The 13,742-nt window shown below is 65.1% G+C and carries 11 protein-coding genes; 10 read left to right on the top strand and 1 reads right to left on the bottom strand.

Going from position 1 to position 13,742, the window contains the following annotated elements; all coding sequences use genetic code 11:
• Positions 1-13: 13 nt before the first annotated feature.
• From GWG67_RS02680 to GWG67_RS02660, 5 genes are all read left to right on the top strand, one after another.
• Positions 14-2,023, top strand: coding sequence for a hydantoinase/oxoprolinase family protein (locus GWG67_RS02680; protein ID WP_275167592.1), 2,010 nt, complete (start codon positions 14-16; stop codon positions 2,021-2,023).
• Positions 2,020-3,600: a hydantoinase B/oxoprolinase family protein gene (locus tag GWG67_RS02675; RefSeq protein ID WP_275167591.1), complete on the top strand. Its 1,581-nt coding sequence runs from the start codon at positions 2,020-2,022 to the stop codon at positions 3,598-3,600. Before GWG67_RS02680 ends, GWG67_RS02675 begins: the two co-directional genes overlap by 4 nt.
• A gap of 10 nt (positions 3,601-3,610) precedes the next feature.
• Entirely contained in the window at positions 3,611-4,906 is a 1,296-nt protein-coding gene (locus GWG67_RS02670) for an aspartate aminotransferase family protein (protein WP_275167590.1), read from the top strand.
• A gap of 130 nt (positions 4,907-5,036) precedes the next feature.
• On the top strand, positions 5,037-5,969 hold the full coding sequence (locus tag GWG67_RS02665; protein WP_275167589.1) for an N-carbamoyl-D-amino-acid hydrolase: 933 nt from the start codon (positions 5,037-5,039) through the stop codon (positions 5,967-5,969).
• 5 nt (positions 5,970-5,974) lie between these two features.
• On the top strand, positions 5,975-6,643 hold the full coding sequence (locus GWG67_RS02660; protein ID WP_275167812.1) for a flavin reductase family protein: 669 nt from the start codon (positions 5,975-5,977) through the stop codon (positions 6,641-6,643).
• Here the strand turns inward: GWG67_RS02660 and GWG67_RS02655 are convergent.
• Entirely contained in the window at positions 6,640-7,302 is a 663-nt protein-coding gene (locus GWG67_RS02655) for an aspartate/glutamate racemase family protein (RefSeq protein ID WP_275167588.1), read from the bottom strand. The two genes, GWG67_RS02660 and GWG67_RS02655, sit on opposite strands and share 4 nt — an antisense overlap.
• A 56-nt stretch (positions 7,303-7,358) precedes the next feature.
• Between GWG67_RS02655 and hydA the strand changes: the two genes are divergently transcribed.
• From hydA to GWG67_RS02630, 5 genes are all read left to right on the top strand, one after another.
• The gene (gene hydA / locus GWG67_RS02650; protein WP_275167587.1) at positions 7,359-8,828 is read left to right on the top strand and encodes a dihydropyrimidinase; all 1,470 of its coding nucleotides are present in this window, start codon (positions 7,359-7,361) and stop codon (positions 8,826-8,828) included.
• 16 nt (positions 8,829-8,844) lie between these two features.
• Positions 8,845-9,819, top strand: coding sequence for an NAD(P)-dependent oxidoreductase (locus GWG67_RS02645; RefSeq protein WP_275167586.1), 975 nt, complete (start codon positions 8,845-8,847; stop codon positions 9,817-9,819).
• A 1-nt stretch (position 9,820) separates the two neighbouring features.
• Positions 9,821-10,570: an SDR family oxidoreductase gene (locus GWG67_RS02640; protein ID WP_275167585.1), complete on the top strand. Its 750-nt coding sequence runs from the start codon at positions 9,821-9,823 to the stop codon at positions 10,568-10,570.
• A complete protein-coding gene (locus GWG67_RS02635) occupies positions 10,567-12,003 on the top strand; it encodes an NAD(P)-binding domain-containing protein (protein WP_275167584.1) in 1,437 nt (478 codons plus the stop codon). The genes GWG67_RS02640 and GWG67_RS02635 overlap by 4 nt, the downstream gene beginning before the upstream one ends.
• A gap of 119 nt (positions 12,004-12,122) precedes the next feature.
• Positions 12,123-13,742, top strand: coding sequence for an ABC transporter substrate-binding protein (locus GWG67_RS02630; protein WP_275167583.1), 1,620 nt, complete (start codon positions 12,123-12,125; stop codon positions 13,740-13,742).

Here is a 13,742-nt window from a genome sequence, read left to right as displayed (position 1 = left end):
AGCTGACCCACACATGAGCACTGACGAAAATCACTGGGAGGTCGGCACCGACATCGGCGGCACCTTCACCGACATCATCGCAATCCGGCACTCCCCCGCGGAGGCGCGGATCGCGAAAGTGCCGTCGCGACCTCAGGCTCCGGTTCAGGCGATGCTGGAGGCCATTGAGGCGGTCGGCCTGCGCAAGAGCGAGGTCAAGCGCTTCGTCCACGGCACCACGCGTGTGACCAACGCCATCGTCGAGGGACGGCTGCCGAAAGTGGCGCTGGTGGCGACCGAAGGCTTTGCCGACGTGCTGGAGATCGCGCGCTATCGCCGCCGCGATCTTTATCGTCTCGATGTCCCGCCGAAATCGCCGCCGCTGGTGCCGCCGGAACGATGTTTTGGCCTTGCCGAGCGCCTCGACCACGAGGGAACGGTGCTGAAGGCGCTGGATGAAGCGGAGATCGAGCGCCTGGTCGCCTGGCTGAAGGGGACCGGCGTGCAGAGCGTCGCGGTCGCGCTGCTGCATGCCTATGCCAATCCGGTGCACGAGAAAATGCTCGGCGAGCGGCTCAAGGGCGTCGTCGCCTACGTCTCGCTGTCGCACGAGGTCAATCCCGAGGCGCGCGAATACGAGCGGACTTCGGCGACCGTGTTCAACGCGGCCGCGATGCCGATCGCGGTCGAATATCTCAGCGAACTGGAGCAGCGCCTCCCGATCGGCCCCGGCCTGCAGGTGTTTCATTCGGCCGGTGCCATGGTCCCGATCTCGGCCGTGAAGCGGCGGCCGCTGGTGATGGCGATGTCGGGCCCCGCGGCCGGCGTCTCGGCATCGGTCAGCATCGCACGCCAACTCGGCACATCGCGGATGCTGACGTTCGACATGGGCGGCACCACCACCGACGTGTGTCTGATCGTCGACGGCCAGGCCGAGATGACAGACGGCCGCATGCTCGGCGACAAGCCGCTGCGCCAGCCGATGCTCGCGGTTCACTCGATCGGTGCGGGCGGCGGATCGATCGTGCGCAATGGTCCCGGTGGCCTGACCGTCGGGCCGGAAAGCGCCGGCTCCGAGCCGGGACCGGCCTGCTACGGCCGCGGTGGTGCCGAGCCGACCATCACCGATGCCAACGCCGTGCTCGGCTATCTCAATCCCGAAACCAGGCTCGGCGACCGGATCGGAATCGATATCAAGGCGGCTAATGATGTCATCGCGCCGATCGCGCGCACTCTGGGGCTGAGCCTGACCGAAACGGCGCTCGGCATCATCAAGGTCGCGAATGCGACAATGGCCCGTGCGCTCCGCCGCGTCACCGTCGAGCGCGGTATCGACGGTCGCGACTGCACGCTGCTCGCCTTTGGCGGTGGCGGCCCGATGCACGCCGCGGGCCTTGCCGAGCTCTACGGGATTGCCGAGGTCGTCGTTCCCAGCGCATCGAGTGCGTTTTCGGCGCTGGGCTGCCTCACCGCCGACTTCAGCTTCCTCCAGCAGCAAACCTTGCGCGCGGCGCTCGACGGCATCGACGTCGCCCGTGTGTCCCAGCGGATCGGGGTGCTGATCGACGATGCCTCGGCACCGCTGATTGCCAACGGCGTTGCCGCGACCGAGATTCAGATCGAGCTGGTGGCCTTGATGCGCTACGCGGCGCAGAACGACGCTATTCCGGTGCCGTTCGCGCGACCGCTCGATGTTATCAGGCTGAAGAAGGATTTTCTGGCCCGGCACCATGAGCTGTTCGGCTATGCGACGAGCGAGAGCTGCGTCATCGAATCCGTGCGGGTGCAGGCACGCCGTCCCTCGAGCACCGTCGTGAGCCGGCCGGCCACCGCGGTCAGGACGGTATCCACCGGCGAGCGCAGCTGCTCGTTCGACGGCTTTCACGACGTCGCGACAAGCATCATCGATCGCGCTTCGCTGACCGAGATCGTCAGCGGCCCGGCCATCATTGAAGACGCATGGTCGACCGTGGTGGTCCCGCCCGGCTGGCAGGCAAGGCCGGATGTTTCAGGCAATCTGTTCCTGACGCGGAGGGCCGCATGAAGCTCGATCCGTTCGTCGTCGAGGTCATCAGGCACGGGCTCTCGGCCGCGGCCGAAGAGATGAGCCTGGTGATGACGCGCTCGGCCCGTTCGCCGCTGCTGCGCGAGGCCGGCGATCTTTCGTCGGCGATCACGGACGGCCGCGGCGACCTGGTCGGGCAGGGCCGCGACATCCCGATTCATCTCGGCGCAATGGCCTATACGGTCCTCGAATTGCTGAAGGTGGTGCCGCGGGACAGCCTGAACGAAGGCGATGCACTGATCTACAATGTCGGCCCGCTCGGCGGCAATCATCTCAACGACGTCAAGGTCGTGCGCCCCGTCTTCGTCGACGGCGAGATCGTGGCGTTCGCGGTCAGCCTCGCGCACTGGCCGGATATCGGGGGAACATGGCCCGGCAGCTATTTTGCGAAAGCCATCGACACCTTCCAGGAGGCGATGCGAATTCCGCCGGTTCTGATCGCCACGGCAGCCGGCGTCAATACGCCGATCGTGCAGCTGCTCAAGGCCAATGTTCGCGATCCCGAATCCTGCGAGGGCGATCTTCTCGCCCAGATCGCCGCAACGAAAGCCGGCGAGAAGCGCATCGTCGAGCTCTGCCGCGAGCACGGCAAGGCGGTCTTCACGGCGGCGCAGGCGCGCCTGCATGATCTCTCCGAAATCGAGATGCGCGAGGCGTTGCGCGATTTGCCTGACGGTGTCTACGAGGGCGAGGATTATCTGGACGACGGCGGCGTCGACGACGCGCCCGCGCGCATTCATGTCAAGATCACCATTGCGGGCGACGAAGCAATCTTCGACCTCTCGGGTAGCTGCGACCGCGTCTCGAATTTCTGCAACACGACACCGTTCATGGCGCGCTCTGCGGTGGCCTATGCCGCGCGCATCATGAGCGGGCGCGACATGCACCAGAACGCGGGCGCGCTGCGGCCGCTGACCATCATCACGCGCCCGGGCTCGATCCTGGAGCCGGGATGGAATGCCTCGGTTGCGGCCGGCAATCACGAGACCTCCATGCGCATCGTCGATGCGATCTTCCGCGCCATGCAGGACACTATTCCCGAACGTCTGTCGGCGGGCGGGGCGACAACGGCCGGCGTCTTGTTTTTTGCCGAGCCGCGGCAGAACGGTTCATGGAAGATGCTCTACGAGGTCCACGGAGGTGGCGAGGGCGCGCGGCACGATCGCGCCGGCATCTCCGCGACGCGGGTGCATCTGTCTAACACATCGAACACGCCGGTCGAGGTGATCGAGGCGAATTACGCGATCCAAGTCGAGCAACAGGCCATTCGCTGGCAGTCCGGCGGCGCCGGCGCGCATCGCGGTGGGGACGGAGTCGTGCGCACCTATCGCATCCTGGCGCCGTCGATGCATCTGACCACCTGCATCGAGCGCATGGTGATAGCGCCGTTCGGCATGCAGGGCGGCGAGCCCGGCAAGGCCTGCCGCATCTCGCTGATCCGGCAGGGCGCCAACGTCGCGATCGACGGCAAGTCGAACCTGGTGCTGCAGCAAGGCGATCTCGTCACGATCGAGACCTGCGGCGGCGGTGGCTACGGCGCCGAGGCCGCGCAATGAAGGGATTGCGATGAGCAGATTGTTGCGAACCGGGCTCAACGCGGGCGACAGTGCGCCCATGGCCGTGGTCGGCGGCGAGGGCGTCTATTTTCATCTGTCGGATGGTCGCAAGCTCATCGACGGCAGCAACACCGGCGGCGGCCTCGGACATCGTCATCCCGCGATGGTGGAGGCGATCCGCCGCGCCGCGGATACGCCCGTCGTGAACGAGGGGTGGACCTGGGTCGGCCGCGAGCAGGCTGCGGACGATTTAATGGCCATCGCGTTCAAGGGTGAGGAGGATTGGGTCGGTGCGGTGCGCTTCTGCATCAGCGGCAGCGAGGCCAACGATATGGCGCTGTCGCTTTGTCAGGCGCTGACGCAGCGGTCCGCGCTGGCAACGCGCGAGCGCGCCTATCACGGCATCACCGGCCTGTCGCGCAGCATGACGGTGCAGCCGCAATGGCATGGCGGCCTCGCGGTGCACTCGGGCGGCTCGAAGCTGCCGGCACCGATGGCGTCGGTGCGGATATTGCCGGCGCCGGATGGCGCGATCTACGGCGCGCAGGCCAACAACATCCGGCCCAGCGAATATCTGGCCGATGCCACGCGCCTGCTTTCGGACACGGCGGCGACGATCATCGACTACACGCAGGGCGGCATCTATTACGACGGCGCCTATCAGGACGAGGTGGCGCGGTGCGCGCGGCAGGCTGGCTCCTACTGGATCGCCGACGAAGTGGTGACTGGCGCAGGCCGCGCCGGTCGCTGGTTCGCGTTCCAGGGCGCCGAAAGCCGTCCTGACATCGTGACGCTGGGAAAATCGCTCGGTGGCGGCGCGGCGGCGGTTGCCGCGGTCGTGGTGTCGAAAGACATCGTCGAACGGCTCAAGGGCACGAGCTGGCAGAATTACGGCACGCTGCGCGGCCATCCGATCAGCATGGCCGCCGTCAGCGCTTACCTGAAGGTCGTCAGCGAAGAGGAAATTCTCGAGCACGTGAAGAGCCTCGAAAAGCTGTTCGCCCGCCGCCTGCTCGCCGTCGCGCAGAAACATCCAAGCGTGCAGCGCGTGGCGGGGCAGGGGCTGCACTGGACCGTGGAGCTGCACGGCCCGGACTGGCGCTCCTGGCATGCCGACACCACCGAGGTGCCGATCGCCTCGCGCGTCGCGGAGCGGGCGCTGGAGGCCGGTGCCGTGATCGGGACCAGCGGCGAGCAGACTTCGCTGTTCCTGGCGCCGCCGCTCGTGATCTCCGAGCATGAGGCTGGGCAGCTTCTGGACGCGCTGGACCACGGTCTCGATGTTGCCGATGCGGAACAGACATGAGGGTGCAGCGCACACGATGCCGATGTACAGGCGCCGGCTGGAAAGTCCGGGCGATGCTGCGTTATGCTGCCGCGCGCCGGCACATTATTGAAATTTTAGCTTGGCCCAAGACATCACCAGGAAATCGCTGATGCGTATCGTCAATGTTGCCGCCGCCCAGATGGGCCCGATCCAGAAAGCCGACAGCCGCGAGGCCGTGGTCAAGCGCATGATTGCGCTGATGGAGGAGGCCAAGAGCAAGGGCGCCGACCTGATCGTCTATCCGGAACTGGCGCTCACGACCTTCTTCCCACGCTGGTACGTCGAGGACCGGGCCGAGTTCGACAATTGGTTCGAGCGCGAGATGCCGAATGCGGCGACCCGGCCGTTGTTCGAGCGCGCGGCGCAGCACCAGATGGCGATGAATTTTGGTTATGCGGAGCTGACGCCCGACGGCCATCATTTCAACACTGCAATCCTCAGCGACAAGGCGGGCAAGATCGTTGGCAAGTATCGCAAGATCCATCTGCCGGGCCATGTGGAATACGACACCAAGCGTTCGCACCAGCATCTGGAGAAGCGCTATTTCGAGCCGGGCGATCTCGGCTTCAACGTCTGGCGCGAGCTGGGCGGCATCATCGGCATGGCCATCTGCAATGACCGGCGCTGGCCCGAGACCTATCGCGTGATGGGCTTGCAGGGCGTCGAGATGGTGCTGATCGGCTACAACACGCCGTCCGTGAATGCGGAGAGGAGCGATGAGGGGGTCGAGAAACGCCTGTTCCACAACCGTCTCTCCGCGCAGGCCGGCGCCTATCAGAACGCGACCTGGGTGGTTGCAGTGGCGAAGGCCGGCAATGAGGACGGACACCCGCTGTTTGGCGGCAGCCTGATCGTCGATCCCAATGGCGAAATCGTCGCCGAAGCGAAGACGGACGAGGACGAGCTGCTGGTCCACCCCTGCGATCTCGATGCCACCACATTCGGCAAGACCACGATCTTTGATTTCGCGCAGCATCGCCGCATCGAGCATTACGGTCTGATCACGAGCCAGACCGGCGCGGTGCCGCCGCCGGAGAAGTGATGTCGATGGCGGACAAGGGCACATCAGGTATTCCCCTGCGCGAGCTCGATCCACGCGATCGCTACAAGCTGCTCTGCGGCGTGGTGGTGCCACGGCCGATTGCGCTGGTGACGACGCTGGATGCGAACGGGGCAGTCAACGCCGCGCCCTTCAGTTTCTTCAACGTGTTTTCGGAGAGCCCCGCGCTGATCGTGCTCGGCCTCCAGCACAAGCCGGATCACAGCCCGAAGGACACCACCCGCAACATCCATCGCGACGGCGAATTCGTCGTTCACATGGTGGACGAGGCGCTGTCGGTGGCGATGAACGACTGCGCGGTCGATTTTCCGTCCGGCGACAGCGAGGTCGCTGCGGCAGGACTCGCGACCCTTCCCTCAATCGACGTGAAGGTGCCGCGCCTCGCCGCAGCACCCTTCGCGCTCGAATGCCGGCGCCATGTCGCGCTGACCTTCTCGCCCGATCGGGAACTGCTGGTCGGCGAGGTGCTCCGGATTCACGCCCGCGAGGGACTCGTCGACGAGGCCAACATGTATGTCGACCTCGACGCCTACCGGCCGATCGGTCGCATGTTCGGCAATCTCTACACGACGCAGCGGGACACGTTCGCGCTTGTCCGCGAGAGCCACGCGCAATGGCTCGCGCGGCAGGACGCCAAAGAGCTGAAGGACGCCTAGTGATTCGAGAACTGCACCGTACCCAGCGCCATCGTGACAGCCGCCTGTGTCGGGTCGATCACGGGGATGCCGAGCGCGTCTTCCAGGGGACGGCGATGGCGCGCCATGCCGGCGCAGCCCATCACGATGGCGCGGGCGCCGTCCTCGTCGCGCAGCGCGCGGCCGACGTCGATCATCCTGGCCAGCGTGCCTTCGCCCGAGGCGGTTTCCGCGACGCTCATGTTGAGCGGCCGCTCGCCGGCAAGGCGGTCGGTCAGTCCCATCTGTCTGAGATAGCGCATGTGACGCGGGATCGAGCGCTGGGCGATCGCGATGACGCCAAAGGTCTCGGCGCGGGCCAGCGCGGTCAGCACGCCGCATTCGGCGATGCCGAACACGGGGCGGTCGGTGCCTTCGCGGCAGACCTGAAGCCCGGGATCGCTGTAACAGGCAATGACAAAGGCAGCCGAGCTGTTGTCGCCCTCGACCAGCCGGCGCAGCGGCATGGCGACGCCATCGACATCGGCCTGGCTTTCAATGCCGAACGGCCCCTCGGCCAGCGTCTGGCAGACCAGTTCGGGGCCGCCCTCGAAGCCGAGCGGCTTCAGCGCGTCCTCCAGCCCCTGCGTCACCGCAGGGTTGGAATTTGGATTGATGACGAGAATGCGCGGTCGGGACATGCTGGTCTTCCTGCAAAATTTCGATCACTTGGCTTGAGCCTATCATGGAGTGCCTCATGACTGAACCCGCTTACGACCTGATCATTCGCGGTGGGCGCGTCGCGACGACAACGGACGTCTTTGAAGCCGATGTCGCCATCTCCGGCGAGACCATCGCCGCTATCGGGCGCGGGCTTCCGTCCGCGAAGCGCGAAATCGACGCGCGCGGCAAGCTCGTTCTGCCCGGCGGCGTCGACAGCCACGCCCACATCGAGCAATTGTCCGCTGCCGGCATCATGAACGCCGACACGTTCGAGAGCGCGACCGTCTCGGCCGCTTTTGGCGGTACGACCACGGTGATCCCGTTTGCCGCCCAGCATGTCGGCATGAAGCTGCCGCAGGTGGTGGAGGATTATCACGCCCTCGCCAAGAAGGGCGCCGTGATCGACTACGCCTTTCACATGATCATCGCCGATGCGACCAAGGAAACGGTCGAGGAGCATATTCCGGCGCTGGTGAAGCAGGGCCACGCCTCCATCAAGATTTTCATGACCTATGACCGGCTCAAGGTCGATGACGAGCCGTTGCTCGACATCCTTCTTGCCGCGCGCCAGTCCGGCGCGATGTTGTGTGCCCATGCCGAAAACCACGGCATCATTGCCTGGATGGTGAAGCGCCTGCTTGCGCGCGGCTACACCATGCCGAAATACCACGCCGTCAGCCACGCCCGCGTGTCGGAGGCGGAGGCCTTTACCCGGCTGATCGGCATGGCGGCGCTGATCGATCAGCCCATCATGATCTTCCATGTCTCGACCGCCGAGGGCGCCAAGGTCATCCGCGATTCCCGGGGGCAGGGGCTGAAGGTCTTTGCCGAGACCTGCCCGCAATATCTGTTCCTGACCGCAGCGGATCTCGACAAACCCGGCGCAGAGGGCGCCAAATGGATGTGCAGCCCGCCGCCCCGTGCGCATTCTGATCAGGAGGCGTTGTGGCAGGCGCTGTCGCTCGGCGATCTCCAGACCATCTCGTCGGATCACGCGCCGTATCGCTACGACGAGACCGGCAAGCTGCGCGCCGGCCCCAATCCGAACTTCAAGCAGGTCGCCAATGGCCTGCCGGGATTGGAATTGCGGCTGCCGCTACTGTTCGACGCAATGGTGTCGAAGGGGCGGTTGGGCCTGGAAAAGTTCGTCGAGCTGACTTCGACGGCGCCGGCCAAGATCTACAATCTGCATCCGCGCAAGGGCTCGATCGCAATCGGCGCCGATGCCGATATCGCGATCTGGGATCCCAATCGCGAGACCGTGATCGCCGACGAGATGATGCACGACCTCGCCGGTTATACGCCGTTTGCGGGACGCAAGTTGAAGGGATGGCCGGTGTCGGTGCTGTCGCGCGGCCGGGTGATCATCGACGGCAACAAGCGCCTCGCGAGCGCTGGCAGCGGACAGTTCCTGGCACGCAGCGGCGGCGAGGCGGCCAAGCCCACCGGCCGGCTCGTCGCCGACATGGATCCGGAGCGGAATTTCGGGGCGAAGCTGCTGTGACGGTGGATCGCGCGCGATGAAGATCGTCATCTTCGGCGGTACCGGCTTTGTCGGCCTCAACGTTGCGGAGGCGCTGCTCGCGCGCGGGCATGACGTGACGCTGTATGATCGTGCAGAGTTGCCGCCCTCCGCGCGGCGATCTCTTGCCGACTACGGCGCACGGCTCAAAGCCGTGCAGGGCGATATCACCGACGCAGATGCAATCGATGCCCTCATCGCCGAAGGCGTTGATGCGATCGTGCTCGGCGCGGCGATCACAGCCGGTGATGAACTGGAGAGAGCATCGACCGCGCGCGTTCTCGAGATCAACGTGATGGCGCAGATCCCGATCCTGCTCGCCGCGATCCGTCATGGCGTGCGCCGGGTCGTCAATCTCTCCTCGGCATCGGCCTATGGCGCCACGGGCGGGCGGGCCGAGATTCTGGACGAGGACACGCCTTGCGATCCAGTCTCGTTCTATGCCATCAGCAAGTTCACGTCGGAGCGATCTGTCGCGCGCCATGCCGAACTCTTTGGCGGCGATTTCCTGAGCGTACGGCTGAGCGCCCTGTTCGGACCGTGGGAGCGACCGAGCTCCGTGCGCGACACGCCAAGCCTTCAGTTCCAGATTTTGGCTGCGTTCGCGCGCGGGGAGGCGGCGATCATGCCCGAAGCGGGCATGAGGGACTGGATCTACGCGCCGGATGCGGCCGAGGCAGTGGCACTGCTGATTGAAGCCGATCGGCCGCGCCACCAGCTCTACAACATCTCCAGCGGTGGGCTATGGCCTGCGCTGCAGTGGGGCGAGGCCTATGCAGCGTTGCATCCCGGCCTGCAATGCCGGCTCGCGGCGCCTGGGGAGAAAACCGTCATCAAGCGGCATGGACCCTATCGCGCGCCGCTGTCGGTGACGCGGATGGCGGATGAATTTGGCTGGCGGGCGCGGTTCGGCTGCGCCGAGTCGGCGGCCGCGATGAGCGCCTGGCTGACGCAGCACAAGGAGTGGATCTGACATGCGGCTGCAGGGGCGCACGGCCATCATCACTGGAGCCGGCTCCGGCATCGGCCGTGCCAGCGCGAAGCTGTTCGCGGAGGAGGGCGCGCATCTCGCTCTGGTGGATCGCGATGCCGCAGGGCTTGAGGAGACGCTGATCCTGGTTGGCGAGGCCGTGACGCATGTTGGCGATGTCGGCGATGCCGATTTCGCCGAGGCCGTTGCAAACGACGTCGTGGCACGGCACGGCCGGCTCGACATTCTCATGACCGGGGCCGGATTCTCCTGCGGCGGCACCGTGTTGACGACGGACCCTGCCGATTGGGACGCGGTGTTCCGCACTAATGTCGGCGGCACTTGGCTGTGGGCGCGGGCGGCCGTGCCGCAGATGCAGCGGCAGAACAGCGGCTCGATCATTACGCTGGCATCGCAGCTTGCGATTGCCGGCGGCAAGGGCAACAGCGCCTATATCGCGGCCAAGGGCGCGATCGTCAGCCTGACGCGGACGATGGCGGTGGATTTTGCGACCGACGGCATTCGCGTCAACGCGATTGCGCCCGGTGCGATCGACACGCCGATGCTTCGCCGCAGCTTTGCCCGTCACGCCAATGCGGACGAGGTGCGCGAAACCTCCCGTAATCGCCATGCCATGAAACGGTTCGGCCAGGCCGAGGAGATCGCGCAGGCGGCGCTGCATCTCGCCAGCGATGCGTCCTCGTTCACGACCGGCACCGTGATGGTGGTCGACGGAGGCTGGCTCGCGGCATGAGTGATGCGCTGACAGAGCTCGAAATGAACGTTTGCGCCGATCTCGCGCGGATCGCGCATCCCGGTGCCGCCTGGCTCGAACCGAAGACGGGGCCGGACGGCAAGCCGGCGCTGGATGTACTCGTGATCGGCGCCGGCCAATCCGGCATCGCCATCGGCTTCGGCCTGATGCGCTCCCGCGTCAGCAACATCCTGCTGCTGGACAAGGCCGAGGAGGGGAAGGAGGGGCCATGGCTCACCTATGCCCGCATGCCGACGCTGCGGAGCCCGAAAGACTATACGGGACCCGACCTCGACATCCCCAGCCTGACCTACCAGTCCTGGCATGAGGCCCGTTTCGGCAAGGACAGCTGGCAGACGCTGAACCTGATCCTGAGGGAGCATTGGGCTGAGTATCTGCTCTGGCTGCGGCGCACGATCGGCTTGCCCGTGCGCAACGGGAGCGAGCTTCTGGAAATCCGACCGGCGGCAGGTGGTTTACTGGCTGCACGCGTGAACCATGGCGATGGCGTCGAGACGCTCCATGCGCGCAAGATCGTGCTGTCGACCGGGCAGGAGGGGATGGGGAACTGGATGATCCCCGCGCCGCTGAGCCATCTGCCCGTGGGCTCGGTCGCAACTGTCGCCGACGACATTGACTTCGAAAAGCTTCGCGGCAAGCGCGTCGCCGTGATCGGCGCCGGCGCATCTGCCTTCGACAATGCTGCAACCGCGCTGGAAGCGGGCGCGGCGGAAGTGCATCTGCTGTGTCGGAGGGCACAGATCCAGCTGATCCAGCCCTATCGCTGGCTGACCTTCCGCGGCTTTCTGCGCCATCTCAGCGATCTCGACGATGCCTGGCGCTGGCGCTTCATGCGCACCATCCTCGACATGCGCGAAGGCTTTCCGCAGCCAACCTACGATCGCTGCGCACGTCACGCCAGTTTCACATTGCACGAGGCCGCGCCAATCGAGGCGGCCCGCGAGACCGATCACGGTGTGGAACTGCAGACGCCGCGCGGCTCCATCACGGCGGATTTCGTCATCTGCGGCACCGGCATCGACATGAACTTTGCCGAGCGCGCCGAGCTCGCCACATTCGCAGGCAATATCGCAACCTGGGCCGACCGCTACCAGCCCCCGGAAAGCGAGCGCAACGCGCGGCTTGGCCGCTTTCCCTATCTCGCCGACGATTACGCCTTCACCGAACGTGTCGCGGGCGAGACGCCGTGGATTTCAGACATCCATCTCTTCGCCATCGCCTCCACCATGAGTTTTGGTCCGTCGGGATCGTCGATCAACGCGATGACGACCGCGGTGCCGAAGCTGATCAATGGCCTGACTCGCGGCCTGTTTCGTGCCGATGTCGAACGGCACTGGGCCTCGCTCCGCGCCTATGACGTGCCACAGGCCGTGGTCACGCGGCCAGCGCGAAACATGGAGGAATCGCGATGATCGTGCATGCGCCGCCGCGACAAAGCGTCCACAAGCGCGCATCATAAGACTGGCGCGCAACTTGCTTGTTTCTTAACCTGCCTTGCTGGCGTTCTTGTCGAGATTTTTGGGGAAAACAAATGCGTTTTGTGTCTTTCAGGTCGGCATCCTCCGTGCTCGCCACCACCGCGTTGTTGCTCATCGCCACCGCGCCTTCGCAAGCGCAAACCAGGGCCGAGACGCTGCGCTATGTCACCGGCGCATCCGTCAACGCGCTCGATCCCAACATTCCGGGCTCGACGCGCGAATCCTTCGCGCTGAGCATGAGCACTTACGACCGCCTTGTGGCGTTCGGCCGCAAGCAGCTCAACGGCAAATGGGTGTTCGATCTCGACAAGATCACCGGCGAACTCGCCGAATCCTACGACGTCAGCCCGGACGGACTGAAGCTGACATTCCGTCTGCGCAAGGATGCCAAGTTCCAGGACGGCTCGCCCGTGACCGCCGAGGATGTGAAATGGTCACTCGATCGTTGCGTCACCGCGCCCATCCTCGGCAAAGCACAATTGCTGACGGGATCGCTGACGTCCGCCGACCAGTTCAAGGTGATCGATCCCCTTACCATCGAAGTGACGCTGCCGAAACCCGACAAGCTCGCGCTGCCGAATCTCGCTACGGTCTACCCGCTGATCATCAACTCGAAGGTAGCCAAGGAGCATGCGACCCCTGAGGATCCCTGGGCCACCGCCTGGCTGAAGGAGCACACTGCCGGCAGCGGCGCTTACGTGATCGAGAGCTTCAAGCCCGGCGAGCAGGTGATCATCAAGCGCAACGAGGCCTGGAACCGCGGCTCGCCCGACAAGCCGGCGTTTTTCAAGCGCGTGATCGTGCAGTCCGTGCCGGAGCCCGCGACCCGCGCCAATCTGGTCGAGCGCGGCGACGCCGATCTCGTCGTCGATCTCCAGGCCAGCGACGTGCAGTCGCTCGAGGCCAAGGGCAAGCTCAAGGTGGTCTCGACGCCGCAATACAATTCGATCACCTTCGTCTCGATGAACAACCAGATCCCGCCTTTCGACAACGTCAATGTCCGTCGAGCCATCGCCTTCGCGCTGCCCTATGAGGACATGTTCAAGGCGGCCCTGTTCGGCCGCGGGGCCCCGCTGTTCGGTGCGACATGGCCGGATGGCAAGCCGCTGAACGGCATCTATCCGTTCCAGGCGCCGGTGAAGACCGATCTCGACAAGGCGAGGGAATATCTGAAAGCCGCAGGACTCCCGGAGGGGTTTTCGACCACCTTCAGCTTCAACGTCGGTCAGGCCTCGACCGCGGAGCCGATGGCGGCTCTCGTGAAGGAATCGCTCGCCAAGATCGGGATCAAGGTCGACATCCAGAAGCTACCGGATGCGCAGATGTCGACGCAGATCAACGAGAAGAAGCTGCCTTTGTTCACGGAAGGCATCGTCGCCTGGCTGCCCTCGACCGATTACTTCTACCGCAACTTTTACACCGGCAATCAGCGCTGGAATTACAGCTCGATCAACAATCCCGAGCTGGCCGCGATCGCGCAGGAGGCCCGCTTCGAGCCCGACAAGGCCAAATACGAGGAGGATGGCCGCAAGCTCAACGCGATCCACTTCAGCGAGATGCCGCAGATCCCGCTGTGGCAGCCGAACCAGGACGCCGTGATGGCATCGTCGATCGAGGGCTATACCTACGAGTTCCATCGTCAGGTCGACTATCGCGACGTCAGCCGCAAGTGA

Source organism: Bradyrhizobium sp. CSS354 (genome assembly GCF_029051725.1).
Taxonomy (GTDB): Bacteria; Pseudomonadota; Alphaproteobacteria; order Rhizobiales; family Xanthobacteraceae; genus Bradyrhizobium.
This window is presented reverse-complemented; position numbering and strand designations above follow the sequence as displayed.

Bases quoted from the DNA above. Each gene is read 5' to 3' on its own strand.
- GWG67_RS02680 (WP_275167592.1), top strand. From the start codon at position 14: ATGAGCACTGACGAAAATCACTGGGAGGTCGGCACCGACATCGGCGGC.
- GWG67_RS02675 (WP_275167591.1), top strand. From the start codon at position 2,020: ATGAAGCTCGATCCGTTCGTCGTCGAGGTCATCAGGCACGGGCTCTCG.
- GWG67_RS02670 (WP_275167590.1), top strand. From the start codon at position 3,611: ATGAGCAGATTGTTGCGAACCGGGCTCAACGCGGGCGACAGTGCGCCC.
- GWG67_RS02665 (WP_275167589.1), top strand. From the start codon at position 5,037: ATGCGTATCGTCAATGTTGCCGCCGCCCAGATGGGCCCGATCCAGAAA.
- GWG67_RS02660 (WP_275167812.1), top strand. From the start codon at position 5,975: ATGGCGGACAAGGGCACATCAGGTATTCCCCTGCGCGAGCTCGATCCA.
- GWG67_RS02655 (WP_275167588.1), bottom strand. From the start codon at position 7,302: ATGTCCCGACCGCGCATTCTCGTCATCAATCCAAATTCCAACCCTGCG.
- hydA (WP_275167587.1), top strand. From the start codon at position 7,359: ATGACTGAACCCGCTTACGACCTGATCATTCGCGGTGGGCGCGTCGCG.
- GWG67_RS02645 (WP_275167586.1), top strand. From the start codon at position 8,845: ATGAAGATCGTCATCTTCGGCGGTACCGGCTTTGTCGGCCTCAACGTT.
- GWG67_RS02640 (WP_275167585.1), top strand. From the start codon at position 9,821: ATGCGGCTGCAGGGGCGCACGGCCATCATCACTGGAGCCGGCTCCGGC.
- GWG67_RS02635 (WP_275167584.1), top strand. From the start codon at position 10,567: ATGAGTGATGCGCTGACAGAGCTCGAAATGAACGTTTGCGCCGATCTC.
- GWG67_RS02630 (WP_275167583.1), top strand. From the start codon at position 12,123: ATGCGTTTTGTGTCTTTCAGGTCGGCATCCTCCGTGCTCGCCACCACC.